This window comes from Dokdonella soli, assembly GCF_039523175.1.
Taxonomy (GTDB): Bacteria; Pseudomonadota; Gammaproteobacteria; order Xanthomonadales; family Rhodanobacteraceae; genus Dokdonella_A; species Dokdonella_A soli.
The window spans coordinates 15,142-39,471 of record NZ_BAAAEU010000010.1 but is presented as its reverse complement, the minus strand read 5'-3'; the positions used below and the strand labels follow the sequence as shown (position 1 = coordinate 39,471).

Sequence of the window (24,330 nt, the reverse complement as noted above, 5' to 3'; positions counted from 1 at the left end):
CGGATGCGGGTGAGGCAGGTCGAGCGCTCTCGTCGGAGAGCGCGAGGGAACGGCGGCGCTCCACGGAGGATGCTTGTACCGACCTCACGCGCCCTCAGGGCGACCGTGGAGGAGGCATGGATGCCGACTGGGAGGCGCTCCATGGATGGATCCTCGCGAAACGCCGCCGCCGGGCCGCCGAGGGACGATGCTGCGCTTGCAGTAAACTGCTTGGTGATGGACATCTCGAAGACCTTCCGCGTCGAAGCCGCACACCGGCTACCCAACGTGCCGGCCGGGCACAAGTGCGCGCGCCTGCACGGGCACTCGTTCGGCATCGAGGTCCATGTGCGCGGGCCGCTCGATCCACGGCTGGGCTGGGTCATGGATTTCGCGGACCTGAAAGCCGCGTTCGCGCCGCTTTTCGAGCAGCTCGACCACAACTACCTCAACGACATCCCCGGCCTCGACAACCCGACCAGCGAGGTGCTGGCGCGCTGGGTCTGGGCGAACCTCAAGCCGCGCCTGCCGCTGCTGGCGCGCATCGTCGTGCACGAGACCTGCACCTCGACCTGCACCTACGACGGCCCCGACGACGCCCTCTGACCGGTCACGCGCGCCGAATATCCCGCAACGCCGCAAGCGGCCGCTCTCCGCATAGCTGCTTGAATATAAACGTCATATGACAGCCGTATTCTCGGCGAGTGGATGCTTTTGACGAAATCATGTTGCGTCGCAACATAATCCCTGCTAGGATGCCTCCACACTCCCCCAATACCCCAGAGGTATCGATCATGTTCGAGCAGATCAACACCCAGTCCCTGGCGCTCGGCAAGAGCTATGCCGATGCGTTCGTCAAGGCGCAGGGCCTCGCGCTGGCCAGTTTCGAGCGCATCACCGAGTTGAACCTGAAGACCTTCGAGGACCGCGTCAAGGCGTCCGTCGATTTCTGGTCCGAAGCCGCCGAAGTCCGTGATTTCGAAGGCGCCAAGGCGATCTCCGCCAAGGGCGTCCAGCTCGCCAAGGAAAGCGCCGAGAAGCTTTACGCGAACAGCCAGGAAGTGCTCGGCGTTTCGCTGAAGACCTCTGAGGCGATCGGCGCGCTGGCCAAGGGCTCGTTCGAGAACACCAACGAGACGCTGACCAAGACGGTCAATGCGGCCAAGAAGGCCACCGGCGCCCGCTGAGTTTCACGTTTACCCAGAGAAAGCACGCTCGCGGCTCCCCTCCGCGAGCGTGTTCACTTCGAGGCCGGACTCTGTCCGGCCTTTTTTTGTTTTCCGCGCCGGAATCCCGGGCCTGCCGGACTCTGCGCACCTGCGGCAATATGCCGCGAGCGCGACGCCAAGGCCGCGCCTCCCGCGCAAGCCCGCGCCCCGGCTCGGTCCGCGCCCGTCTTGGGAACGCCCGCGCGCGCGATCCTGACCGTGGAACGCGGTCACTCACATGGTTTCCGATTGCGGCCACCAGTGCCGCGTTGATAAACTCTGCGGCCTTTTGGAGAGGTGGGGCCGCATCGGGAGAGGCGCGCCACCGCCCAGTCTCCCTTGACCGGGAGGTCCGAGTGCGTAATTCCATCGCCCACGGTTGGCACGTGGCGACGCGCACCGCAACCCTGCAGTTCGGCGCAACCTTGGCGGTCGCGACGGTCGCGGCAGTGGGTTTCGGTTGGCGCGCGGGACTGGCGGCACTCACGGGCGGATTCATCGTCTCCGCAGGAAACATATTGTTCGCACTGCGCATGTTCGGTCGGGGCGTGGCTCCGGCTCGCAGTGCTCTGCGCTCCGCCTACGCAGCGGAAGCGCTGAAGTGGTTCTGGCTGTGCGCGATGCTGTATCTCGCGATAGCCGTGTGGAAGCTGCCGTTTCCCGGCCTGACCGCCGGGATACTGGCCGCGCAGTTCGCGTTTTGGATCGCCCTCATCGCAATCAGGTAGAACAATGGCCACTGAAGAAGCCGGCTCGGGCAACATGACCGAGTACATCCAGCATCACCTGCATCACCTGCAGCTGAGCGTCGGCGACAGCGCGTTCATGACGCTCAATCTGGACACGCTGTTCTTCACGCTGCTGACCGCGCTGGTCTTTCTCGTGCTGTTCGTGCGCGTGGCGCGGCGCTCCACGGCCGGCGTGCCGGGCAAGCTGCAATGCGCGATCGAGATGGTGGTGCTGTTCGTCGACGGCCTCGTCAAGGAGACCTTCCACGGCAAGAGCAAGATGCTCGCACCGCTGCTGATCACGATCTTCTGCCTCGTGTTCCTGATGAATTTCATGGACCTGCTGCCGATCGACCTGCTGCCATGGGCGTGGGCGAGCGGCCATGCCGCGACCGGCCACGATCCGGCGCATGCGTACCTGCGCGTGGTGCCGACCGCCGACCTCAACACCACGCTCGGCATGGCGCTCACCGTGTTCCTGCTGATCCAGTACGTCGGCATCAAGCACAAGGGCCTGGGCAAGTTCTTCGCCGAATTCCTGACCGTGCCGTTCCATGCTGAGGGTATGGTCGGCAAGGTGCTGCTGGTCATACCGAACCTGCTGCTGCGCCTGATCGAGGAATGCGTGCGTCCGGTTTCGCTGTCCTTGCGACTGTTCGGAAACATGTACGCCGGCGAACTGATCTTCATCCTGATCGCGGTGATGACGCTTGGCAGCAGCCTCGGACAGTTCTCGACCTGGCCGCTCGGCATCGGCCAGCTCATCGCCGGCTTCGGCTGGACCGCGTTCCACATCCTGATCATCACGCTGCAGGCGTTCATCTTCATGGTGCTGAGCCTCGTGTACCTCAGCATGGCTGCCGAGAACCACTAGCTTGTGCGTTCGTCCGTGAACGCGAGAATCAAGAAGCAGGCATCCATGCCTGCACTTTTCAACTAACAGCTCGTTCTTTCTTGCTTTAGCTTCACTCGTTTCCTCTTTCACTTTTACCTAGAGAATCACGGAGAAAACCATGGAAACCATCGCCAACGTCGCCCAGGTCGCCGATGTCCTGAGCATGACCGTCATCGCTGCCGCCCTCCTGATCGGCCTCGGCGCCCTCGGTACCGCGATCGGCTTCGCGATCCTCGGCGGCAAGTTCCTCGAAGGCTCCTCGCGCCAGCCGGAACTGACCCCGATGCTGCAGACCAAGATGTTCATCGTCGCCGGTCTGCTCGACGCGGTGCCGATGATCGGCGTCGCGATCGCGCTGTTGCTGCTGTTCGCGAACCCGCTGCTCGGCCACATCGGCGCCAAGTAATAAACCCGCAGCGTCCGTGCGGCGGCCGGCGGCCGTCGCCACGCAGGAGCAGACGATGATTCCCAATCTCACCTTGGTCATTCAGGGCCTGGCGTTCTTCGCCGTGGTCCTGCTGGTCATGAAGTTCGGCTGGCCGCACATCATCGCGGCCATCGAGGATCGGCAGAACAAGATCGCCGAAGGCCTGTCGCAGGCGGAGAAGGCGCGCAAGGAGCTCGCCGATGCCGACGCGCGCGTTGCCGACGAAATCAAGAAGGCACGCGCCGACGCAGCGACGATCATCGACAAGGCGCACCAGCAGGCCGCGCAGATCGTCGACAAGGCGAAGCAGGACGCGATCGTCGAAGCCACCAAGCAGAAGGCGATCGCCGCGGCCGACATCGAGGCGCAAACGCACCGTGCCCGCGAGGAACTGCGTGGCAAGGTCGCTTCACTCGCCGTCGCCGGCGCGGAGAAGATCCTGCACCGCGAGATCGATGCGAACGCGCACAAGGCGCTGATCGACCAGTTGGTCACCGAGATCTGACATGTCCAACGCCCTCACCCTCGCCCGTCCCTACGCGCGCGCCGCGTTCGAGTTGGCGCGTTCGCACAACGCGCTCGGCGACTGGGCCGGCAAGCTCGCGTTCGCAGCGCAGGTCGCCGCGGACCCGCGCGTGGCCGCGCTGTTCGGCGATCCACGCGTCGCGCAGAACGACCTCGCCGCACTGGTCACGCCGGAAGGCGAAGGCGCCGACACCCCGTTCGCCTGCTTCGTGCGCGTGCTCGCCGAGAACGGTCGCCTGCCGGTGCTGCCGGAGATCGGCGCACTGTTCGAGGAGCTCAAGCACGAGGCCGAACGCGTGCTCAAGGTGAACGTGCGTTCGGCCACGCCGATTGATGATGCTGAGAAGGCCAAGCTCAAGGACGCGCTGAAGCGCCGCTTCGGCCGCGACATCGAGATCGAGCAGTCGATCGACGCCGGCATGCTCGGCGGCGCGGTCATCGACGCCGGCGATGTCGTCATCGACGGCTCGGTGCGCGGGCGGCTGGCGCGTCTCGAACAAGCACTTGCACATTGACTGGTGCGATCATCCGTGATCGCGAGAATCAGGAAGCGGGCATCCCTGCCCGCACTTTTCACGTAAAAACTCATTTCTGCATGCGTCGCGACAGCGATACATGACAAAGGAACCCGGGCCATGGCAACGACAATCAATCCGTCCGAAATCAGCGAACTCATCAAGAGCCGCATCGAGAAGTTCAAGCTGTCCGCGGAAGCGCGCAACGAAGGCACGCTGACCAGCGTGTCGGACGGCATCGTGCGCATCCACGGCCTCAACGACGTGATGTCGGGCGAGATGGTGGAACTCCCGGGCAACACGTTCGCGCTGGCGCTGAACCTCGAGCGCGACTCGGTCGGCGCGGTCGTGCTCGGCGAATACGAGCACCTGCGTGAGGGTGACACCGCCAAGACCACCGGCCGCATCCTCGAGGTGCCGGTCGGGCGCGAGCTGCTCGGCCGCGTCGTCGATGCGCTCGGCAACCCGATCGACGGCAAGGGCCCGCTCAACGCGAAGCAGACCTCGCCGATCGAGAAGGTCGCGCCGGGCGTGATCTGGCGCAAATCGGTCGACCAGCCGGTGCAGACCGGCTACAAGTCGGTCGACTCGATGATCCCGGTCGGCCGCGGCCAGCGCGAGCTGATCATCGGCGATCGCCAGACCGGCAAGACCGCGCTCGCGGTCGACGCGATCATCAACCAGAAGGGCTCCGGGATTAAGTGCGTCTACGTCGCGATCGGCCAGAAGCAGAGCTCGATCGCGAACGTGGTGCGCAAGCTGGAAGAGAACGACGCGCTGGCGCACACGATCATCGTCGCCGCCTCGGCATCCGAGTCGGCCGCCATGCAGTACATCGCGCCCTACTCCGGCTGCGCGATGGGCGAGTTCTTCCGTGACATCGGCGAAGACGCGCTGATCATCTATGACGATCTGACCAAGCAGGCCTGGGCGTATCGCCAGATCTCGCTGCTGCTGCGCCGTCCGCCGGGCCGTGAAGCGTATCCGGGCGACGTGTTCTATCTGCACAGCCGCCTGCTCGAGCGCGCCTCGCGCGTCTCCGAGGAGTACGTCGAGAAGTTCACCAACGGCGCCGTGAAGGGCAAGACCGGCTCGCTGACCGCGCTGCCGATCATCGAGACGCAGGCCGGCGACGTCTCCGCGTTCGTTCCGACGAACGTCATTTCAATCACGGATGGTCAGATCTTCCTCGAGACCGACCTGTTCAACGCCGGCATCCGCCCGGCCGTGAACGCCGGTATCTCGGTGTCGCGCGTCGGTGGCGCTGCGCAGACCAAGATCGTCAAGAAGCTGTCCGGCGGCGTGAAGCTCGCGCTGGCGCAGTACCGTGAACTCGCCGCGTTCGCGCAGTTCGCCTCGGACCTGGATGCCGCCACGCGCGCCCAGCTCGAGCGCGGCCAGCGCGTCACCGAGCTGATGAAGCAGAAGCAGTACGCGCCGCTGTCGATCGCCGAGCTCGGCCTGTCGATCTACGCCGCCGAGAAGGGTTATCTCGACGACGTGCCGTTGCCGAAAATCCTGCCGTTCGAAGCCGCGCTGCACGCGCACTTCCACAGCAACTACGGCGACCTGATGAAGAAGATCGTCGACACCGGCGACTGGAACAACGACATCGAAGCCGCTTTCAAGAAGGGTGTCGATGAGTTCAAGAAGACGGGATCGTGGTGAAGCCGTGATTGGTGAATCGTCATTCGTGATTCGAAAGGGCAAACAATCCTCACGACACGAATGACCCCTACCCATCACGAATCACACATGACGAATCACGTTTAGCGAGCGAAGAACATGGCAGGCGCAAGAGAAATCCGCACCAAGATCAAGAGCGTCGCGAACACGCGCAAGGTGACGCGCGCGCTCGAAATGGTCTCGGCGTCGAAGATCCGCAAGGCGCAGGACCTGATGAAGGCCTCGCGGCCGTACGCGCGTCTGATGCGCCAGGCCATCGGCCACGTCGCACACGCGAACGCCGAGTACAAGCACCCGTTCCTGATCGAGCGCGCCGACGTGAAGCGCGTCGGCTACGTGGTCGTCTCGACCGACCGTGGCCTGTGCGGCGGCCTGAACTCGAACCTGTTCCGCAAGCTTCTCGGCGAGATCCGCCAGTGGCAGGACAAGGGCGTCGAAGTCGATGTGGTCTGCATCGGTCAGAAGGCGACGCAGTTCTTCAAGCGCCTCAAGGTCAACCTGGTCGCCAGCGTGACCCACCTCGGCGAGAAGCCGCAGATCGCGCAGCTGATCGGCGTGATCAAGGTCATGCTCGACGAATACACCGCCGGCCGTGTCGATCGGCTCAGCTTGGTCTACAACGACTTCGTCAACACGATGACGCAGAAGGCGACGGTGCATCCGTTGCTGCCGCTGCCGCCGTCGGAGGAAATGGCGACCACGCACGCGTGGGACTACATCTACGAACCGGACGCAGAAACCGTGCTCGAGCACGTGCTGACGCGCTACGTCGAGTCGCTGGTCTATCAGGCGGTGCTCGAGAACCTCGCCAGCGAGCACGCCGCACGCATGGTCGCGATGAAGAGCGCATCGGATAACGCGACCAAGGCGATCGGTACGTTGACGCTGATCTACAACAAGGCGCGCCAGGCCGCGATCACCCAGGAAATCTCGGAAATCGTGGGAGGAGCAGCAGCGGTTTGACCGCTGCTGCACTCGAAGCAACGGCGACGCATAGCGGCGCCAAACCGAACATTTGAAGAGTCATCCGGAGCATTCCAATGAGTCAGGGCAAAGTCGTACAAATCATCGGCGCCGTCGTCGACGTCGAATTCCCGCGCGAGTCCGTGCCGAAGGTGTACGACGCGCTGAAGATCGACGGCATGGCGATCACGCTCGAGGTGCAGCAGCAGCTCGGTGACGGCGTCGTGCGCACGATCGCGCTCGGTTCGACCGACGGCCTGAAGCGCGGCCTCGTCGTCAACAACACCGGCGAAGGCATCAAGGTGCCGGTCGGCAAGGCCACGCTCGGCCGCATCATGGACGTGCTCGGCAATCCGATCGACGAGGCCGGTCCGATCGGCGAGAAGGACCAGTGGGTCATCCATCGCCCGGCGCCCGCCTACGACGACCAGGCGGCGGCCAACGAGTTGCTCGAGACCGGTATCAAGGTCATCGATCTGGTCTGCCCGTTCGCGAAGGGCGGCAAGGTCGGCCTGTTCGGCGGCGCCGGCGTCGGCAAGACCGTGAACATGCTGGAACTCATCAACAACATCGCGACCCAGCACTCGGGTCTGTCGGTATTCGCTGGCGTCGGTGAGCGCACCCGCGAAGGCAACGACTTCTACCACGAGATGATCGACGCGGGCGTCATCAAGCTCGACGACATCCAGCAGTCGAAGGTCGCGATGGTGTACGGCCAGATGAACGAGCCGCCGGGCAACCGCCTGCGCGTCGCGCTGACCGGCCTGACCATGGCCGAGTATTTCCGCGACGACATCGACCCGGCCACCGGCAAGGGCCGCGACATCCTGTTCTTCGTCGACAACATCTATCGCTACACGCTGGCCGGCACCGAAGTGTCGGCGCTGCTCGGCCGCATGCCGTCGGCCGTGGGCTACCAGCCGACGCTGGCCGACGAAATGGGTCGCCTGCAGGAACGCATTACGTCCACTAAAACGGGATCCATCACCTCGATCCAGGCCGTCTACGTCCCGGCCGACGACCTGACCGACCCGTCACCGGCGACGACCTTCGCGCATCTGGACGCGACCGTCGTGCTCTCGCGCAACATCGCCTCGCTCGGTATCTACCCGGCGGTCGATCCGCTGGATTCCACCAGCCGCCAGCTCGATCCGCTGGTGATCGGCCAGGATCATTACGACACCGCGCGTCGCGTGCAGGGCACCCTGCAGCGCTACAAGGAACTCAAGGACATCATCGCGATCCTCGGCATGGACGAGCTCAGCGAGGAAGACAAGCAGGCGGTCACGCGCGCGCGCAAGATCGAGCGCTTCTTCTCGCAGCCGTTCACGGTCGCCCAGGTGTTCACCGGCGCGCCCGGCAAATACGTCTCGCTGAAGGAAACCATCCGCGGCTTCAAGATGATCTGCGACGGCGAGTGCGACCACCTGCCGGAACAGGCGTTCTACATGGTCGGCGGCATCGACGAGGCCTTCGAGAAGGCCAAGGCGATGGAGAAGAAAGCCGCTTAAGCGGCTTTCTTCTCGGGAATCGAGAATGGGGAATCGGGAATCGTCAAAAGCGACAAACCGACGAAGCCTGCTTTGACCATTCCCGATTCCCCATTCCCGATTCCCGTTGATCGAGCGAAGCGAGAGAAACAATGAGCACAATCCGCTGCGACATCGTCAGCGCCGAGGAAGAAATCTTCCACGGCAACGCGCAGATGGTCATCGCGACCGGCGAGATGGGCGAGCTCGGCATCGCGCCGCGCCATGCGCCGCTGATCACCCGCCTCAAGCCGGGCCAGGTGCGCGTGCTGCTCGAAAACGGTGAAGAGCAGTTCTTCTACGTTTCGGGCGGCATCCTGGAGGTGCAGCCGAGCGTCGTGACTGTGCTCGCCGACACCGCGATCCGTGCCAGGGATCTGGACGAGGCCGCCGCACGCAACGCGAAGGAAGAAGCCGAGCGTGCGCTGGCGAACCGCTCCGATGCGCTCGAGATCGCGCAGGCGCAGGCGCAGCTCGCCCAGGCCCTCGCGCAGTTGCAGGCTCTGGAACGGCTGCGGCGCTCGCTCAAGCATTGATCGACCGGTCGCAGCCGTCTGCGAATCGACGAACGCCGGCGCGAGCCGGCGTTTTTGTTTCACGGATTGATGCTGCACTGCAACCAGAACTTCGCCCGTGGCTGTGAGCCACCGCTGGTGCGCTCGCCTGCCCTCCACGTCGACCAACGCCATCGCCGGGCGGAACAGCGGCGCGCCACGGCGAACCCGGCCCGTCTAGAATGTGCGCTGCATCTCATCAGGGGATTTTCTGTGACGGGCACTCCTTTGCATGTGATCGTCCTCGCTGCCGGCGAGGGCAAGCGGATGAAGTCGGCCAAGCCGAAGGTGCTGATGCCGCTCGCCGGGCGGCCGATGCTCGCGCATGTGCTCGACACTGCGCGCGCACTGCAGCCAGCACGCATCCATGTGGTGTACGGCCACCTCGGCGAACAGGTGCAGACCGCGCTGACCGATCTCGGTGATATCACCTGGGTGCATCAGCCCGAGCAGCGCGGCACCGGTCACGCGGCCAAACTCGCGATGCCGGGCGTACCCGAGGATGCGCGCGTGCTCGTGCTCTACGGCGATGTGCCGCTGATCCGCACCGATACGCTGCGCAAGCTGCTTGCACTGGAAACCCCGCTCGCCGCGCTGGTGACCCAGCTCGACAACCCCTATGGCTACGGCCGTGTCGTGCGTGACGGCATCGGCCGCGTGCGCGCGATCGTCGAGGAAAAGGAGTGCACGCCCGAACAGCGCGCGATCACCTGGATCAACAGCGGCATCCTCGCCGCCGACGCGCGCCGTCTACGTGTCTGGATCGACCACCTGACCGACGCGAATGCGCAGCGCGAGTACTACCTGACCGACGTCTTCGCGCAGGCCAACGACGAAGGCCAGCCCGCCGAGGCGAGCCTGTGCATCAATCCGCAGGAGGTGTTCGGCGCGAACGACCCGTGGCAGCTCGCGGCGCTGGAGCGTCTGTACCAGCGCCTGCGCGCGACGCATCTGGCCGCGGCCGGCGTGCGCTTCGCCGACCCGGTGCGCTTCGACGTGCGCGGCGACGTGCGTGTCGGTCGCGACGTCGAGATCGACATCGACGTGATCCTCGAAGGCCTGGTCGAACTCGGCGACGAAGTGCAGATCGGCCCGTACTGCCGCATCCGCAATTCGACGCTGGCCGCCGGCACCGTCGTGCATTCACACTGCAACCTCGACGGCGTCGTCACCTACGGACCCTGCAACATCGGGCCATTCGCGCGCCTGCGCGCGGGCACCGAACTCGCCGCCGGCACGCGCGTCGGCAACTTCGTCGAGACCAAGAAGGCGCGCCTCGGCGAGAACTCGAAGGCAAACCACCTGAGCTATCTCGGCGACGCCGAGATCGGCAGCGAAGTGAACATCGGCGCCGGCACGATCACCTGCAACTACGACGGCGTGGGCAAGCATGTGACCACCATCGAGGATGGCGTCTTCGTCGGCTCCAACACCGCGCTGATCGCGCCGGTGCGAATCGGCAAGGATGCGACGATCGGTGCCGGTTCCGCGATCGGCAAGAATGCGCCGCCCGGCGAGCTCAGCATCGCGCGTGCGAAGCAGACAACGATTCCGGGCTGGAAGCGACCACGTAAATAACGCTCCGCCACGGATCGTCCGACCTGACCTCCCCGATGAGCACGTTCTCGGAACACGCCGCGCCGTTCGGCGCCTACTTCAGTTCGCTTGCGCAGATCAGCGGCGCCCTGGTCGGCCTCGTGTTCGTCGCGCTGACCTTCAATATCAAGTCGCTCGGCCTGCGCGGCCGCCCCGAACTGCGCGACCTTGCCCGACAAACGTTCGCGGATTTCCTGACCGTGCTCGTGCTGTCGCTCACGCTGCTGCTGCCCGGTCTGTCGGCGGACGCGGCCGGATACGTGCTGATCGCGCTCGCTCTCGTCGCGCTGCTACGTGTCCTTCGCGGCCTGTATGGTGCCGTGACGCGCACGGCCGACGCGCGCGCTCGCGGCCAGATCGTGCAGCGCTTTCTGCTCTCGCTGATGGGCAATTCTGGCGTCCTCTGCACCGGCGTGATCGCGCTTCGAGGAATGGTCGATTCGGACGCTCTGTGGTCGCTGCTTGCATCCAGCCCGATGGTCCTGCTGATCTCGGGCAGCCGCAGCGCCTGGATGCTCGTGGTTCACTCCGACGATTGATCGCCTCGCCGTAACGACAAATTCGCTGAAGCACGTAGCGGCGACGTCCCGCGAAGATCGTCGCTACGCTGCGTCAGCGCCGGCGCACGCCATCCTCTAACGCCGTGGCAGGATGCCTAGCGCCTTCTCGATCGCCGCCGGATCGTAGACCTTGCCGTTCTTGATCACGGTGTCGACCTTGCGGATGTCGGCGATGTTCTTCAATGGATCACCATCGACGAGGATCATGTCCGCGTAGCTGCCCGGCATGATCACGCCGCGCTCGCGTTCGACGCCCATGACCTGCGCCGAGGTCAGCGTCGCCATGCGCAGCACCTCGGCCGGTGCAATGCCGGCGCGCGCATAGACTTCGAGCTCATGGTGCAGCATGTAGCCGGCCAGCGCATCGGTGCCGGGGATGATGGTGACGCCGGCGTCGTGCAGCGCCTTGAGCAGCTTGAGCATCGCCGGGAACGCTTCGCGGTACGCGGCTTCCTGGCCCTTCGGTACCTCGAGCGCGCCGCTCAGCAGGCCGCGGCGGATCTGCGGGGGAAGACGCTGCGCGATGTCCTCGAGGCCCGGCGTGACCGCGGCCGGATCGCCTGAGAACAATCCCTCGAACACGTTCATGGTCGGGTCGAGCACGGTGTGATGCCGCTTCAGGAACGTGATGAAGTCGCGCACCTGCGGCTTTTCGGGCGTGAATTCGCGCGCATGCTCGGCCACCTTGATGAAGCGATCGCGGTTGCGCGTTTCCTTGACCTCCGGATAAAGGAAATTCAACTCGATGAAATTGAGGTGCTGGATCTCGTCCGCGCCGCCCTCGATGAATTGCTGCGCCGACATGAAGGCCGGCACATGACCGCTGACGCGCAGGCCGCGCGCATGTGCGCGCTCGGCGATGAGCGGCATCAGTTCGGACTTCACCGATGAGTAGATCTTGATCTGCGCGTAGCCGTGGTCGGCATACCAGTCGACGTCCTTGATCGCCTCTTCCGCGGTGTCCACGCGCATCTTGGTGGGCCCGGCGAACTCGCCGGTGCCGTCGATGATGCCGGCCTTCAGTACGCGCGGGCCGAGTTCCGTGCCGGCGTCGAAGCGCTCGACGCGCTTCAGGAATCCGTCGGTGTCGTTGGCCATGTCGCGCGCGCTGGTCACGCCGTTCGCGATGTCGAGCGCGCCATCGATGTCGCTGAAATGCTGGTGGTTGTCCCACAGGCCCGGCATCAGGAAGCGGCCGCGCGCGTCGATCGTCTCGGCACCGGCGGCGGGCTTGAGTTCGGCATCCGGCGCGATGCGCACGATACGTTCGCCGCGCACCAGCACGCTGGTGCCGGGTGTCACCGAAAGATCACGTGGATCGAACAGGCGCGCGTTGCGCAGCACCAGATCGCCTTTCGGAGCATGCGCCAGCTCTTTCGCAAGCCGCGCCGACCATGCGTTGTCCGCTTCGTCCTGCGCGGCCTGCAGCGGTGGAATCGCCGCTTCGCGGCCGTCGGGGATCACCGAGAACCAGCCTGAAACGATGGCCGCGGTATTGCCGCCCTTGTCCAGCCAGACCGCCTGCGGCGTGAAGCCGAGGCCGGTGATGCGGTACTGCGTGAACGGAGTCTTGCTTGACGGGCCGTCGACGCTGACATTGCCGGCGGCCTCGATGCTCGCTTCGCCGGCGGGCAGCAGCGAGAGCTTGTGGCCCGGTGTCTTCAGCAAGGCGCGTGCGAGCACGCCGAGGAATTCCGGCGGCGCGTTCGCCGGTATATAGAACGCGGCGGCGGTGACGGCCTGCTCACCGTGTTCGGCACGACTCTTCCAGCTCGCCTTGCCGTCCTTGAGCGCGAACTGCTCCTCGACCGGCGCCTTCATGTAGTCGTTGCCATGCCCCTCGTACGCGACCGGGATGCCGGCGGCGTCGAGCGTCCAGGTCGCGGTGACATGATCACCGCGGCCACGGTCGTTGTAGGAGTACTCGGCGCGCACGGCGCCGCCGCCGAGCGTCTCCACGGTCTGCGTACCGGCAGCGTTGCCCTGGAGCAGGATCTGGTCGTGGCGCTGAGCGCCCTGTGCATGGGCGAATCCGGATACAAGGGCCAGGATCAATGCGGGACTGACGCAGCGCATGGGTTTCGGCTCCGGAACAATGGTTTGCCGAGTCAATCACATCCCGCGCACCCGCCGCGTATGCCAAAGGCAATCCCCCGCGGGTTCCGGGCGACGCTCTCTTGCTAGACTTGCCTCCCACGATCCGGAGCCTCGAATGGACGCAGCCGCCCTGCCCCGCGCGGACGAAACACGGGTTGCCGTGATTGGACTTGGTTACGTCGGGCTGCCGCTGGCCGTTGGGTTTGGCCGCCGCCTGCCGACGCTCGGCTTCGACATCAACCGCGCGCGCATCGCGGAATTGCGCGAACACCGCGATCACACGCTGGAAGTGTCGAGCGAGGAACTGAAGGCGACGCCGCGGCTGACGTTCAGTGCGGATGCGGCCGACCTCGCCCGATGCAACGTGTTCATCGTGACCGTGCCGACACCGATCGACGCCGCCAAGCGCCCGGACCTCGCACCGCTGAAATCGGCCAGCCTCACGGTCGGAAACGCGATCCGTCGCGGCGGCGTCGTGGTGTTCGAATCGACCGTGTATCCGGGCGCGACCGAGGAGGTCTGCGTGCCGATCATCGAGCGCGCATCGGGGCTGAGATTCAACGTCGATTTCCATGCCGGCTACAGTCCGGAACGCATCAATCCCGGCGACAAGCAGCACCGGCTCGAAACGATCACCAAGGTGACCTCCGGTTCGACGCCAGCGGCCGCGGACTTCGTCGATGCGCTGTACCGCCAGATCATCACGGCCGGCACCCACAAGGCGTCCAGCATCCGCGTCGCCGAGGCGGCCAAGGTCATCGAGAACACGCAGCGCGACCTCAACATCGCACTGATCAACGAACTCGCGCTGATCTTCCACAGGCTCGGTCTCGACACCAGCGAGGTGCTCGCCGCGGCCGGCACGAAATGGAATTTCCTGCCGTTCAAGCCGGGCCTGGTCGGCGGACATTGCATCGGCGTCGATCCGTACTACCTCACGCACAAGGCGCAGCAGATCGGTTATCACCCGGAAGTGATCCTGTCGGGCCGGCGCATCAACGACGGCATGGGCGAACACATCGCGCAGCGCGTGATCAAGCTGATGATCCAGCGCCGCATCCACACGGCGGGCGCGCACATCCTCGTGCTCGGCCTCGCGTTCAAGGAGAACTGCCCGGACCTGCGCAACACGCGCGTGGTCGATGTCGTGCGCGAATTCAGGAGCTACCACGCGAACGTCGACGTCCACGACCCCTGGGTCAGCGCGGACGAGGCCCGCCAGGAGTACGGCCTCGATCTCGCATCCGAGCTCGTACCCGGCAAATACGATGCGGTGATCCTCGCGGTCGCGCATCGCCAGTTCATCGAGCTCGGTGCGGATCGCATCCGCGCGCTCGGCAAGCCCGGCTGCGTCGTGTTCGACGTCAAGCAGGCGCTGCCGCGCGACAAGGTGGATGATCGGCTGTAGCGCGCTGATTAGAGACTCGATGCCGACTAACGATTTCCGGTGCCCCGTTCCCATAGCGAAACAAGAGATACCTCATGCGCATCCTCGTCACCGGCGCCGCCGGGTTCATCGGCTCAGCCCTGAGCGAGCGTCTGCTTGCACGCAGCGACGACGTGCTCGGCTATGACAACGTCAACAGCTATTACGATCCGTCCCTGAAGGAGGCGCGCCTCGCGCGCCTGACGCCGCATGCGAACTTCGGTTTCGTGCGCGCGGCACTCGAGGACCGCACGGCGCTGGAGAAGGCATTCGCGGATTTCCGTCCGCAGCGGGTCGTCAACCTCGCCGCCCAGGCCGGCGTGCGCTACTCGATCGAAAATCCGCACGCGTACGTCGAGAGCAACCTGGTCGGCTTCATCAACATTCTTGAAGCATGCCGGCACGGCAACGTCGAGCACCTGATCTATGCGTCGTCGAGCTCGGTGTATGGCGCGAACCGCAAGCTGCCGTTCTCGGTGCGTGATTCGGTCGACCATCCGGTCAGCCTGTACGCCGCCACGAAGAAGGCGAACGAGCTGATGGCGCACACCTACAGCCATCTGTATAGGCTGCCCACCACCGGGTTGCGCTTCTTCACGGTCTACGGGCCATGGGGCCGGCCGGACATGGCGCTGTTCCTGTTCACCCGCAAGATCCTTGCCGGCGAATCGATCGAGGTGTTCAACCACGGCAAGCACACGCGCGACTTCACCTACATCGACGACATCGTCGAAGGCGTGATCCGTACCCTCGACCGCGTGCCGGCCGGCGATCCGGCATTCGATGCCTTGCATCCAAATCCCGGCTCGTCAGCCGCCCCCTATCGGGTGTACAACATCGGCAACCATCGGCCGGTCGAGCTCGCGCGCTATATCGAGGTGCTCGAAGAATGCCTGGGGCGCAAGGCCGAGAAGATCCTGTTGCCGCTGCAACCGGGTGACGTGCCGGACACCTTTGCGGATGTCACGGAATTGGCCACTGACACTGGCTACGCTCCGGCCACCTCGATCGAGGAAGGGGTCGGCCGGTTTGTTGCATGGTACCGGCGCTATTTCGAGGTGTAGGCGCCGGCCACGATCGCTGTACTGTGATAACTTTCACACTTCTGAGCATGTCATTCGGGAGGGCGTGGACGTGAATCATGTCGCCAAGCTGCTCGTGATCTGCTGTGCCCTGCTGCTGGCGGCCTGCGCCGCCGGCCCACGTCCGGGCGATGCCCCGACGATCAATCCCGAGGCGCAAGCGGTGAAGGACTACCACATCGGCGTGGATGACAGCATCCGCGTTGCGGTCTGGCAGAATCCTGACCTGAACGTCACTGTTCCGGTACGCCCCGATGGCAAGATTTCGGTGCCCCTGGTTGGCGATGTCGAAGCCGGCGGCCGGACGCCCGCGGACGTCGCTGCGGAAATCAAGACCCGCCTCGCCAACTTCGTCCGCGATCCCCAGGTCACGGTCATCGTCGACCAGCTGCGCAGCCACGAATACCTTTCGCGCGTGCGTGTGACAGGCGCAGTGCGTACGCCGATCTCGGTACCCTATCGCCAGGGCATGACCGTTCTCGATGCGGTGCTCGCCGCCGGCGGCACCAACGAGTTCGCCGCGGCCGATCGTACCGAGCTGTATCGCAAGGACGGGAAGGGTACGCGCTCCTATGCGGTCCGGCTCGATCGGATCCTTCAGAAGGGCGACCTGTCGACCAACTACGAAGCACAACCCGGCGACGTCATCACGGTGCCCGAGCGGGCGTTCTGACCATGCCATCCGTCAAATCCCGGATCTGTGTGTCAAGGAATGCGGGTCGATGACGACCGACCTGGTTCCCGCTGCCGAAATCGTACCGGCCCTGTACAGGGAGGGGCGCAGACACGGCGTGACGCTGGCGATCCTGTTCGCGATCATCGCCCTGGTGGCGCTGGTCATCGGCGCGCTCTGGGCCAAGACCTACACCGCATCGACGACGATCCTGGCCCAGGCCAGCGACATCATCCAGCCGCTGATGGAAGGACGCGCGGTTCCGACCGGCAACAAGGATCGTGCAGGCCTGGCGCGCCAGGTCGTGTTCGGTCAGAAGGTCATGACCGAACTGCTCAAGACCGGCGGCTGGGCGGCCCAGAATCCATCGCCCGTGGCGCAGGACAAGATCATCGAGCAGATCAAGGATCGCACCAGCATCACCAGCCCCCGTCCGGACCTGATCCAGATCACCTATCGCGACACCGACCGCAAGCGCGCGTTCGACATCACCGAACGCATGGCCGCGCTGTTCATCCAGGAAAGCCGCGCTACCAAGGAGCGCGAAAGCCGCGAGGCGTTCGAATTCATCGACAACCAGGTCAAGGACTATCACAAGAAACTGACCGACGCCGAGGCCAGCCTGCTCAAGTACCGCTCGGCGAACGCGGATGCGCAGCCGGGCAGCGCAACCGACGCGAACGCGCGCATCGGCGCCCTGCGCACCGAAATCGAGCAGGCGCGCATGAGCCTGATGGAACAGCAGTCCGGCGAGGGTGCGTTGGCCGCACAGCTCTCCGGAGAATCCCAGGTGACGGCCGTGCAGACCCGCGAGGGCCTGTATCGCGCCCAGCTGGTCGACCTGCAGGCACAGTTGGACCGACTGCTGTTGACCTACACCGAGCAATATCCGGACGTGGTCCGCACGCGACACCAGATGCAGGACCTCCAGCGCCAGCTGGCCGCCGAGGGACAACGCAAGAACACCCAGTCGGATGCCTCCGCGAAAAATCCATTCGACAATGCGCAATTCAATCCGCACTACCAGGATCTTCGGAACCGCCTTGGCCAGGCACGCGCGCAAACCGCCGCCACGCGCTCACGCATGAGTGCTGCCGAATCGATGCTGAAGGACGAGATGGAGCGCAGCCGGCGCATCGCCGCCTCCGAGGGGGCCCTGGCCGAATTGACCCGCGATTACGAGGTCAACCGCGACATCTACCAGGACCTGCTCAAGCGACGCGAAAATGCGCGCGTATCGATGGTCATGGACGAGGAACAACGCGGCCTCACGCTGCGCATCCAGGATCCTGCGGTCATGCCGCAGCGCCCCTCAGGGCTGCGCCTGATGCATTTTGCTCTGGGCGGGCTGGTGCTCGCGGTGGCGGTTCCGCTCGGGCTTCTGTTTGCGCGGGTGCGCTTCGATCCGCGCGTTCTCTCGGCGCCGCAGCTCGAGCGCCTGACCGGCATCACGGTGATGGCGACGGTACCTGCCTACACGACTTCGCGCGACCGCCTCCGTGATCGCACCCGCATGTCGCTGGCGGCGCTGCTGGTGATCGCGACGCTTGCCGCGTACGGCCTGACGTACTGGATCAGACTGGCGGGCAACTCATGACCCATTCGCCGGACAACTCCGAGGTTCCCGATCATGTCGGCGCAGCGCTCGGTGCCGCGGCCAGCGATATTGGCCGACGCGCCGGCTCCAGCCTGTCGATCGCGAGGATCACCGAGCCTCATCCCCTGACTCCGCGCGCGCTCGAGCAGCGCCGGATGATCCATCGCGACGAGTCGGCCCGCAAGGAGGCCGACGCGTTCCGCGAGATGCGCACCCGACTGCTCGCCCTGGGTGGCGAGCAGAACTTCGTGACCATGGTGGCATCGATCAGTCCGCGCTCGGGCGCGAGTTTCGTGGCGCGCAACCTCGCCGCGGCGTTCGCGTTCGACGACACCCGGACCGCGTTGCTGATCGACTGCGATCTGCGCCACCCGGCGCAACATGGCGCCTTGGGCGTGGAGCCGGCCAACGGCGGACTCATCGACTATCTCGACCATCCCGGTATCGGCATCGAGAAGATTCTCTATCACACCGGCATACCACGGTTGCGCCTGATCCCGACCGGCGCGCGACGCGAGCTGGGTGGTGAGTATTTTTCGTCGTTCCGCATGCGTGCAACACTCGACTCGCTGCGCAGCCGCTATCCGGACCGCTACCTGTTCCTCGATGGGCCGACGGTGAGGGGGTCGCCGGATGCGCGGATACTTGCCGACCTTGCCGATTTCGTCGTGCTGGTGGTGGGCTACGGCCGCGATACACCGGCCGCGATCAACAAGGCCGTCGCCAACTTCGACCCGAACAAACTGGCAGGCGTGGTGTTCAACCATATTCCTTAGGACCGAAACCACCAGCACGCACTGAGGCGGGCCAACGGCCATCGGTACGGTATCGAGAAAGGGAGGAAACGATATGGCGCTGCTTCGTTCTGCCGGGCGCGTGCTCGGCCTGATAATTCCCGTCGTCGCATGGACCCAGGCGCATGCCGCACGCTTCGACTACCGGCTCGAACTAGGCATCGAACACAACGACAACGTCAACCTGAGCGAGAACAATCCGATCTCGCAGAACATCCTGGAGCCGGCGCTGGGCTTCACGTTCGCCGAGGAGGGCTCGGACGTCCAGGCACGTGCCGAGGGCATCCTCCAATACCGCGACTATCTGGGCGGCGCCTTCGGCAACGAGCTGCGCAGCCAGCTCGGCGGCCACCTGAACTGGGTCATGCTGCCGGAGCGGCTCAGCCTGGTCGTCGAGGACTACCTGGGTGTGCAGCCGATCAACACACTGCTCGTCAATACACCCACCAATGTGCAGCAGACCAATGTGATCGCGGTCGGACCGAACCTGAATTTCCGGCTCGGCTCAACCACGCACGGCCAGGCCGAACTACGCTACATCAACAGTTACGCGGAGGAGACGCGCGAATTCGACTCGAATCGCCTGGCCGGCGCCTTGCGCATCATCAAGGACCTGAGTGCGACCAGCCAGCTGTCGGGCAACGTGCAGGTCGAACACGTCAACTTCACCCATTCGGGCAGTGGCCCGAACTACGACCGCTACAACCTGTACGCGCGCTACGCGCGCAGCCTGCGCTTGTTCGATTACGCGGTCGACCTCGGCTACACGTCGATCGACAGCGGACCTCCGTTTGGAAGCCATGCCAAACCGCTGTTGCGTGCGAACGCCGATTGGCGACCGAGCGAACGCAGCACCGTCACACTGACCGCGGCGCACCAGTACTCCGATGCCGCATCCGGCATGATCGACACCGTGGAGTTGCGCGTGAAGCCGAGCCTCGGCTTGCCGATTCCAACCAGTATCGCGACCGGTGGTGTGGTCACCAGTTCGGCGCCCTACCTGGAGAGCCGCGTCAACCTTGGTTACACCTATCGGGTCGCGCAGGGCGCGATCGGCGCCGAGGCGTTCTACGACAAGCTCGACTATCTGAATGAGGGGCTGGTTCCCAGCCAGGGCAACTTGAAACGGAGCGTGCGCGGCGGTGACGTGGTCGCGACCTGGCTGCTGCGACCGGAGCTGACGCTCGGCGCCAACGTCACCGCGGATCATGTGCGCTATAGCGCCATCGCTCGCACCGACAAGGACCTGACGTTCGGCGTATTTCTGCTTCAGCAATGGGCACGCCACTGGAGCTGGCGCCTGAACCTGGCCCACTACAAGCGCGACAGCACGGTGCCGGGCCAGGGCGCGAGCCAGAACATCATCTATTTCGGCGTCGCGTACACGCGTTGATGCAGCCCTGACACTTCTGCCGCGGACACGCGCAACACACGACGCCACCGAAACCATGAATCCGATCCTCGTGACCGGCGGCGCCGGCTATATCGGCAGCCACGTCGTCGCCCAGCTCAGCGAGCGCGGCGAACGCGTGATCGTGCTCGACAACCTCTCGACCGGTTTTCGCGAAGCGGTGCTCGGAGGCGAACTGATCGTCGGCGACACCGGTGACCGCGATCTGGTTGTGCGCATTCTCGCCGACCACGCGATCGACACGGTGATGCACTTCGCTGCGCACACCGTCGTGCCCGAATCGGTCAGCGACCCGCTCAAGTACTACGGCAACAACACCTGCGCGACCCGCAACCTGCTCGCCTGCTGCGCGGCGACCGGAGTACGGCACTTCGTCTTTTCATCGACCGCGGCGGTCTACGGCATGCCGGCATCGGGCATCGCCGACGAAGACACGCCGACCGCGCCGATCAATCCCTACGGCAGCTCCAAGCTGATGAGCGAGACGATGCTGCGCGATGTTTCCGCAGCCAGTGCCCTGCGCCACGTCATCCTGCGCTACTTCAACGTCGCCGGCTGCGATCCGGGCGGACGTATCGGCCAGTCGACTCCGAACGCGACCCTGCTGATCAAGGTGGCCTGCGAGCACGCGGTCGGCAAGCGCGCGCAGCTGTCGATCTTCGGCACCGACTATGACACTCCGGATGGCACCTGCATCCGCGACTACATCCACGTCGACGACCTGGCGGCCGCCCATCTCGCCGCACTGGATCATCTGCGCATCGACGGCCGGTCGTTGACGCTGAACTGCGGATATGGGCATGGGTACAGCGTGCGCGAGGTCATCCATGCGATCGAGCACGTCAGCGGCCAACGGCTCGCCAATGTTGTCGAGGTACCGCGCCGTGCCGGCGATCCGCCGGCGCTGGTCGCATGCAGCGACCGCCTGAAAGCGATCCTCGGCTGGCAACCGCGGTACGACGATCTGGAATTCATCGTGCGCACCGCCCTGGCATGGGAGCAGCGGTCGGCGCCCCGTGTGAACGCATGAGTCGCCACGCAGGCAGAGGCGGTGCCCATCCACCGCGTTGCTATCGCAGATCGACACGTCAACGCGACTCCTGTCCCCCTCGCGCACCGCGGGTCCTGACGCCCGTCACGACATGGCGGCGACCGCCGCGCGCGGCGGCGACAGGCTTACGGAACGCTGTGCGCGAAGGCAGCTACTAGCGATTTACGGACTCGCTGCCGCATTGGCCGCGCCATGACTTTTCGCCTCCGCAATCACGGACACCATGCTGCGAATCGCTCTCGTAACACCCATGCTGCCCACGCCGTTCGACCCTGCGCGCGGTCGCTACATCCACGAGATCGCCCGCTCGCTCTCGCGCCAGACCCAGGTTCGCGTCTTCCTCGCACAAATGCGCTATCCGCGCGTTCCGGGGCTTGCACCGCGCAGCGTCCTGCCCGGCCGTGTTGGAGCTGACTACCGCCTTCCGGGGATCGAACTCGAGACGTTCTCCTATCCGGCCATTCCGGGACTGTCGCGCGCGCTCAACGGCTTTGTCGGCAGTCGCGCACTCACACCCCGGTTGCGCCAGTTCGCGCCTGACCTGGTTCTAGCCTACTGGATCTATCCGGACGGGTACGCGGCGCTGCGCAGCGCGCGCGCGCTCGGGCTGCCGTGCGTGATCGGTGCACTCGGCTCCGACATCCACGTGCGGTCCGGATTCAACCGGCTCATGACCCGCCACACGATTGCGGGAGTCGATGCGCTCGTGACCGTCAGCGAGGCAATGCGGCAGACCGCGATCACGGACTTCGGCGCGGCGCCCGACAAGGTGCACACGATCATCAACGGCTACAACACCGCGGTGTTTCATCCGCGCCCGCAATCGGTGATGCGAGCGCGCCTGGCGATCGCGTCCGACGCTCGCCTGATCGTCTATGTCGGCCGCTTTGTCGAAGCCAAGGGCATGCGCGAACTGCTCGCGGCATTCCAGCTGCTCAGCGCAGCCGACCCGCGGGTTCGGCTCGCGCTCGTCGGAGCCGGCGTGATGCGCCAGGAACTGATCGACCTGGTGCGCGCGGCCAACCTGAGCGATCACGTCGTGATGCCGGGCGGACTGATGCCGGAGCAAGTCGCCGAATGGATAGGCGCGGCGGATGTGCTGACCCTGCCGAGCTGGTCGGAAGGCTATCCCAACGTCGTCGTCGAGGCGATCGCCTGCGGCTGCCCGGTGGTCGCGACCGATGTCGGCGGTACTCGCGAGATCGTCAACGCGACGAACGGCATCCTGATCCGGCCGCGCGATCCGCTCGCGTTGCGCGCGGCGCTGGAAACCGCGCTGGCATCGCGCTGGGACCGCGCCGCCATGGCCGCGTCGATGCAGCGGACCTGGGATGACGTGGCCACCGAGACGCTGGGCGTGTGCGAGCGCGTCCTCTCCGCCGCAGCCCGTCGGCGGATGACCTGAACGCAAGGATCGAAAACACGCCTGCGGTTGTCCTGTGCACGGTTTTCGGAGCATCATGATGAAGCCGTCTGTCAGGACGTCCGCCGTGCACAGCACCAAGAAAGTCCTGCTGCTCGAGTTGAACGAAGTCAACTGGCGCGTGGTTGATCGCCTGACTGCGCAACACGGTCAGGCGTATCTGCCGAATTTCCAGCGTCTGCGCACAGCCGGTGCCTGGGCCACTCAGACCGCTGTCGAGCATCCGCCGCATCTGGACCCCTGGATCACCTGGGTCACGCTGCACACCGGAGTTCCGCGCGAGGTTCACGGCGCCGCGGTCCTCGAGCAGGACGCCGCCAGTATTTCCGCGCCGCGGCTGTGGGACTATGCGGCGGAAGGCGGTCGATCGGTCGGTGTCTTCGGCAGCATCAGCGCCTTTCCGCCACGCCCGGTCGAGGGTTTCATCGTGCCCGGGCCTTTCGCACCAAGCGACGATACCTATCCGGATTCGCTGCGGCCGATCCAGGCACTCAACCGTCTCGGTACGAGTCTGCACAACCGCACCGGCAAGTCGGTCACCGCGTTCGGAGCGGTGCGCAATGCGTTCGACCTCCTGCGTCTGGGCCTGCGCATGCGCACCCTGTACGCGGTTGCCCGCCAACTCGTGCTGGAACGTGTTTCCAGCTCCCACAAGTGGCGCCGGGTCAGCCTGCAGCCCCTGCTCAATTTCGATTTCTTCGCGCACCTGTACCGCAAGTTCCAGCCGGATTTCGCGACCTGGCACACCAACCATGCGGCCCACTACATGCATCACTACTGGCGCGCATGGGACGACAATGGCTTTGCAGTGCAGGCGACCGCGGCGGAGCGCGCGCAGTTCGGAGACGCCGTTCCGTATGGATATCGCGTGTGCGACCGGTTGATCGGGGACTTCCTGCGGCTGATCGACGACGACACCGTGCTGGTCGTCGCATCCAGCATGGGCCAGCAGCCGTTCGTGACCGAGCGTTATCAGTCCGGAAAGATCGTCGTCCGATTCCTCGACATCGAACGCATTCTCGACATCACCGGTCGTGACGGGATACTCGATGTGGTACCGACGATGGTTCCGCAGTGGAACCTGCGCATCCCGGACCGATCCAGGCGCACGCAACTGCGCGAGCAATTCCAGGCGGCGAAGCGCATCGTCGCCGGCAGGGAAGAGGCTGCCATCAGCGTCGAGGAGACCGCGGACTTGCTCACCGTCACTCCCCTCGGTCTGGCGGACAAGCCTGCCGGCATCCGCTACCACTTCCCGCTCTGTGAACGCGCACAGCCTGCCGGCTATGCCATCGATGAATTGTTCGCGACCGACACGCCGACCACCAAGCAGGGCATGCACCACCCGGCCGGGCTGCTGGCCTTCATCGGCAGCGGAATCCGACCCGGTGTGCAGCTGGCCGACTGCACGAATCTCGATGTCGCGCCGACCGTGCTGACGCTGCTGGGGCTGCCGGTCCCGGCCGTGATGCACGGGCGCATTCTCAACGAAGCCTGGGAAGCGACGCCCAATCTCCCGCGTGCAGAGGCCGGCCTCGCAGCGACGGCCGCATAGAGCAGGGATTTTCGGCAACCGAGGATCCGGACTGCGCCGTCCCTCACCGTGGCTTC

Annotated in this window: 23 protein-coding genes; 22 read left to right on the top strand and 1 reads right to left on the bottom strand. The window is 65.1% G+C overall.

Translation table 11 applies throughout. From position 1 onward, the window contains the following. The first annotated feature begins 216 nt into the window (after positions 1-216). The 13 genes from queD to ABD002_RS10725 all read left to right on the top strand — a co-directional run bounded on the left by queD (position 217) and on the right by ABD002_RS10725 (position 11,144). The gene (queD, locus tag ABD002_RS10785; RefSeq protein WP_343791406.1) at positions 217-585 is read left to right on the top strand and encodes a 6-carboxytetrahydropterin synthase QueD; all 369 of its coding nucleotides are present in this window, start codon (positions 217-219) and stop codon (positions 583-585) included. A 188-nt stretch (positions 586-773) separates the two neighbouring features. Next, positions 774-1,166, top strand: coding sequence for a phasin family protein (locus tag ABD002_RS10780; RefSeq protein ID WP_343790811.1), 393 nt, complete (start codon positions 774-776; stop codon positions 1,164-1,166). 377 nt (positions 1,167-1,543) lie between these two features. Continuing rightward, the gene (locus tag ABD002_RS10775) at positions 1,544-1,915 is read left to right on the top strand and encodes an ATP synthase subunit I (RefSeq protein WP_343790808.1); all 372 of its coding nucleotides are present in this window, start codon (positions 1,544-1,546) and stop codon (positions 1,913-1,915) included. 4 nt (positions 1,916-1,919) lie between these two features. Next, positions 1,920-2,789, top strand: coding sequence for a F0F1 ATP synthase subunit A (gene atpB, locus ABD002_RS10770; protein ID WP_343790805.1), 870 nt, complete (start codon positions 1,920-1,922; stop codon positions 2,787-2,789). 139 nt (positions 2,790-2,928) lie between these two features. Continuing rightward, the gene (gene atpE / locus ABD002_RS10765) at positions 2,929-3,216 is read left to right on the top strand and encodes a F0F1 ATP synthase subunit C (RefSeq protein ID WP_343790802.1); all 288 of its coding nucleotides are present in this window, start codon (positions 2,929-2,931) and stop codon (positions 3,214-3,216) included. 55 nt (positions 3,217-3,271) lie between these two features. Beyond that, positions 3,272-3,742, top strand: a complete 471-nt coding sequence (locus ABD002_RS10760) for a F0F1 ATP synthase subunit B (RefSeq protein ID WP_343790799.1) — start codon at positions 3,272-3,274, stop codon at positions 3,740-3,742. Position 3,743: 1 nt separating this feature from the next. Continuing rightward, a complete protein-coding gene (locus ABD002_RS10755) occupies positions 3,744-4,277 on the top strand; it encodes a F0F1 ATP synthase subunit delta (protein ID WP_343790797.1) in 534 nt (177 codons plus the stop codon). Between the two features lie 120 nt (positions 4,278-4,397). Beyond that, positions 4,398-5,945: a F0F1 ATP synthase subunit alpha gene (gene atpA, locus ABD002_RS10750; RefSeq protein WP_343790794.1), complete on the top strand. Its 1,548-nt coding sequence runs from the start codon at positions 4,398-4,400 to the stop codon at positions 5,943-5,945. Between the two features lie 117 nt (positions 5,946-6,062). After that, the gene (gene atpG, locus ABD002_RS10745) at positions 6,063-6,926 is read left to right on the top strand and encodes a F0F1 ATP synthase subunit gamma (protein ID WP_343790791.1); all 864 of its coding nucleotides are present in this window, start codon (positions 6,063-6,065) and stop codon (positions 6,924-6,926) included. Positions 6,927-7,003: 77 nt separating this feature from the next. Continuing rightward, positions 7,004-8,437 (top strand): F0F1 ATP synthase subunit beta, encoded by a 1,434-nt coding sequence (gene atpD, locus ABD002_RS10740; protein WP_343790788.1) that lies wholly within the window; start codon positions 7,004-7,006, stop codon positions 8,435-8,437. 131 nt (positions 8,438-8,568) lie between these two features. Further along, positions 8,569-8,991: a F0F1 ATP synthase subunit epsilon gene (locus ABD002_RS10735; RefSeq protein ID WP_343790785.1), complete on the top strand. Its 423-nt coding sequence runs from the start codon at positions 8,569-8,571 to the stop codon at positions 8,989-8,991. Between the two features lie 231 nt (positions 8,992-9,222). Beyond that, positions 9,223-10,587, top strand: coding sequence for a bifunctional UDP-N-acetylglucosamine diphosphorylase/glucosamine-1-phosphate N-acetyltransferase GlmU (gene glmU, locus ABD002_RS10730; protein ID WP_343790782.1), 1,365 nt, complete (start codon positions 9,223-9,225; stop codon positions 10,585-10,587). A gap of 35 nt (positions 10,588-10,622) precedes the next feature. Further along, positions 10,623-11,144 (top strand): hypothetical protein, encoded by a 522-nt coding sequence (locus tag ABD002_RS10725; protein WP_343790779.1) that lies wholly within the window; start codon positions 10,623-10,625, stop codon positions 11,142-11,144. Between the two features lie 96 nt (positions 11,145-11,240). On the opposite strand, the gene ABD002_RS10720 is transcribed toward ABD002_RS10725, so the two are convergent. Then, the gene (locus ABD002_RS10720) at positions 11,241-13,241 is read right to left on the bottom strand and encodes an amidohydrolase family protein (RefSeq protein ID WP_343790776.1); all 2,001 of its coding nucleotides are present in this window, start codon (positions 13,239-13,241) and stop codon (positions 11,241-11,243) included. A 151-nt stretch (positions 13,242-13,392) separates the two neighbouring features. On the opposite strand from ABD002_RS10720, the gene ABD002_RS10715 reads away from it, so the two are divergent. The 9 genes from ABD002_RS10715 to ABD002_RS10675 all read left to right on the top strand — a co-directional run bounded on the left by ABD002_RS10715 (position 13,393) and on the right by ABD002_RS10675 (position 24,274). After that, entirely contained in the window at positions 13,393-14,670 is a 1,278-nt protein-coding gene (locus ABD002_RS10715) for a nucleotide sugar dehydrogenase (protein WP_379989070.1), read from the top strand. A 74-nt stretch (positions 14,671-14,744) separates the two neighbouring features. After that, entirely contained in the window at positions 14,745-15,752 is a 1,008-nt protein-coding gene (locus ABD002_RS10710; protein WP_343790770.1) for an NAD-dependent epimerase, read from the top strand. Between the two features lie 70 nt (positions 15,753-15,822). Next, the gene (locus ABD002_RS10705) at positions 15,823-16,443 is read left to right on the top strand and encodes an XrtA/PEP-CTERM system exopolysaccharide export protein (protein ID WP_343790767.1); all 621 of its coding nucleotides are present in this window, start codon (positions 15,823-15,825) and stop codon (positions 16,441-16,443) included. A 49-nt stretch (positions 16,444-16,492) separates the two neighbouring features. Beyond that, on the top strand, positions 16,493-18,040 hold the full coding sequence (locus tag ABD002_RS10700) for an XrtA system polysaccharide chain length determinant (protein WP_343790764.1): 1,548 nt from the start codon (positions 16,493-16,495) through the stop codon (positions 18,038-18,040). Then, on the top strand, positions 18,037-18,816 hold the full coding sequence (locus ABD002_RS10695; RefSeq protein WP_343790761.1) for a P-loop NTPase family protein: 780 nt from the start codon (positions 18,037-18,039) through the stop codon (positions 18,814-18,816). Before ABD002_RS10700 ends, ABD002_RS10695 begins: the two co-directional genes overlap by 4 nt. Before the next feature lie 73 nt (positions 18,817-18,889). Continuing rightward, complete coding sequence (locus tag ABD002_RS10690; protein WP_343790758.1) at positions 18,890-20,227, top strand: hypothetical protein; 1,338 nt, start codon at positions 18,890-18,892, stop codon at positions 20,225-20,227. Between the two features lie 55 nt (positions 20,228-20,282). Further along, entirely contained in the window at positions 20,283-21,275 is a 993-nt protein-coding gene (galE, locus tag ABD002_RS10685) for a UDP-glucose 4-epimerase GalE (protein WP_343790755.1), read from the top strand. A 271-nt stretch (positions 21,276-21,546) separates the two neighbouring features. After that, complete coding sequence (locus ABD002_RS10680) at positions 21,547-22,701, top strand: glycosyltransferase (protein WP_343790752.1); 1,155 nt, start codon at positions 21,547-21,549, stop codon at positions 22,699-22,701. A gap of 58 nt (positions 22,702-22,759) precedes the next feature. After that, a complete protein-coding gene (locus ABD002_RS10675; protein WP_343790750.1) occupies positions 22,760-24,274 on the top strand; it encodes a hypothetical protein in 1,515 nt (504 codons plus the stop codon). The last annotated feature ends 56 nt before the right edge of the window (positions 24,275-24,330 follow it).

Coding starts and splice junctions, on each gene's coding strand:
- queD (WP_343791406.1), top strand. CDS start 217: ATGGACATCTCGAAGACCTTCCGCGTCGAAGCCGCACACCGGCTACCC.
- ABD002_RS10780 (WP_343790811.1), top strand. CDS start 774: ATGTTCGAGCAGATCAACACCCAGTCCCTGGCGCTCGGCAAGAGCTAT.
- atpB (WP_343790805.1), top strand. CDS start 1,920: ATGGCCACTGAAGAAGCCGGCTCGGGCAACATGACCGAGTACATCCAG.
- atpE (WP_343790802.1), top strand. CDS start 2,929: ATGGAAACCATCGCCAACGTCGCCCAGGTCGCCGATGTCCTGAGCATG.
- ABD002_RS10760 (WP_343790799.1), top strand. CDS start 3,272: ATGATTCCCAATCTCACCTTGGTCATTCAGGGCCTGGCGTTCTTCGCC.
- ABD002_RS10755 (WP_343790797.1), top strand. CDS start 3,744: ATGTCCAACGCCCTCACCCTCGCCCGTCCCTACGCGCGCGCCGCGTTC.
- atpA (WP_343790794.1), top strand. CDS start 4,398: ATGGCAACGACAATCAATCCGTCCGAAATCAGCGAACTCATCAAGAGC.
- atpG (WP_343790791.1), top strand. CDS start 6,063: ATGGCAGGCGCAAGAGAAATCCGCACCAAGATCAAGAGCGTCGCGAAC.
- atpD (WP_343790788.1), top strand. CDS start 7,004: ATGAGTCAGGGCAAAGTCGTACAAATCATCGGCGCCGTCGTCGACGTC.
- ABD002_RS10735 (WP_343790785.1), top strand. CDS start 8,569: ATGAGCACAATCCGCTGCGACATCGTCAGCGCCGAGGAAGAAATCTTC.
- ABD002_RS10725 (WP_343790779.1), top strand. CDS start 10,623: ATGAGCACGTTCTCGGAACACGCCGCGCCGTTCGGCGCCTACTTCAGT.
- ABD002_RS10720 (WP_343790776.1), bottom strand. CDS start 13,241: ATGCGCTGCGTCAGTCCCGCATTGATCCTGGCCCTTGTATCCGGATTC.
- ABD002_RS10710 (WP_343790770.1), top strand. CDS start 14,745: ATGCGCATCCTCGTCACCGGCGCCGCCGGGTTCATCGGCTCAGCCCTG.
- ABD002_RS10700 (WP_343790764.1), top strand. CDS start 16,493: ATGACGACCGACCTGGTTCCCGCTGCCGAAATCGTACCGGCCCTGTAC.
- ABD002_RS10695 (WP_343790761.1), top strand. CDS start 18,037: ATGACCCATTCGCCGGACAACTCCGAGGTTCCCGATCATGTCGGCGCA.
- ABD002_RS10690 (WP_343790758.1), top strand. CDS start 18,890: ATGGCGCTGCTTCGTTCTGCCGGGCGCGTGCTCGGCCTGATAATTCCC.
- galE (WP_343790755.1), top strand. CDS start 20,283: ATGAATCCGATCCTCGTGACCGGCGGCGCCGGCTATATCGGCAGCCAC.
- ABD002_RS10680 (WP_343790752.1), top strand. CDS start 21,547: ATGCTGCCCACGCCGTTCGACCCTGCGCGCGGTCGCTACATCCACGAG.
- ABD002_RS10675 (WP_343790750.1), top strand. CDS start 22,760: ATGAAGCCGTCTGTCAGGACGTCCGCCGTGCACAGCACCAAGAAAGTC.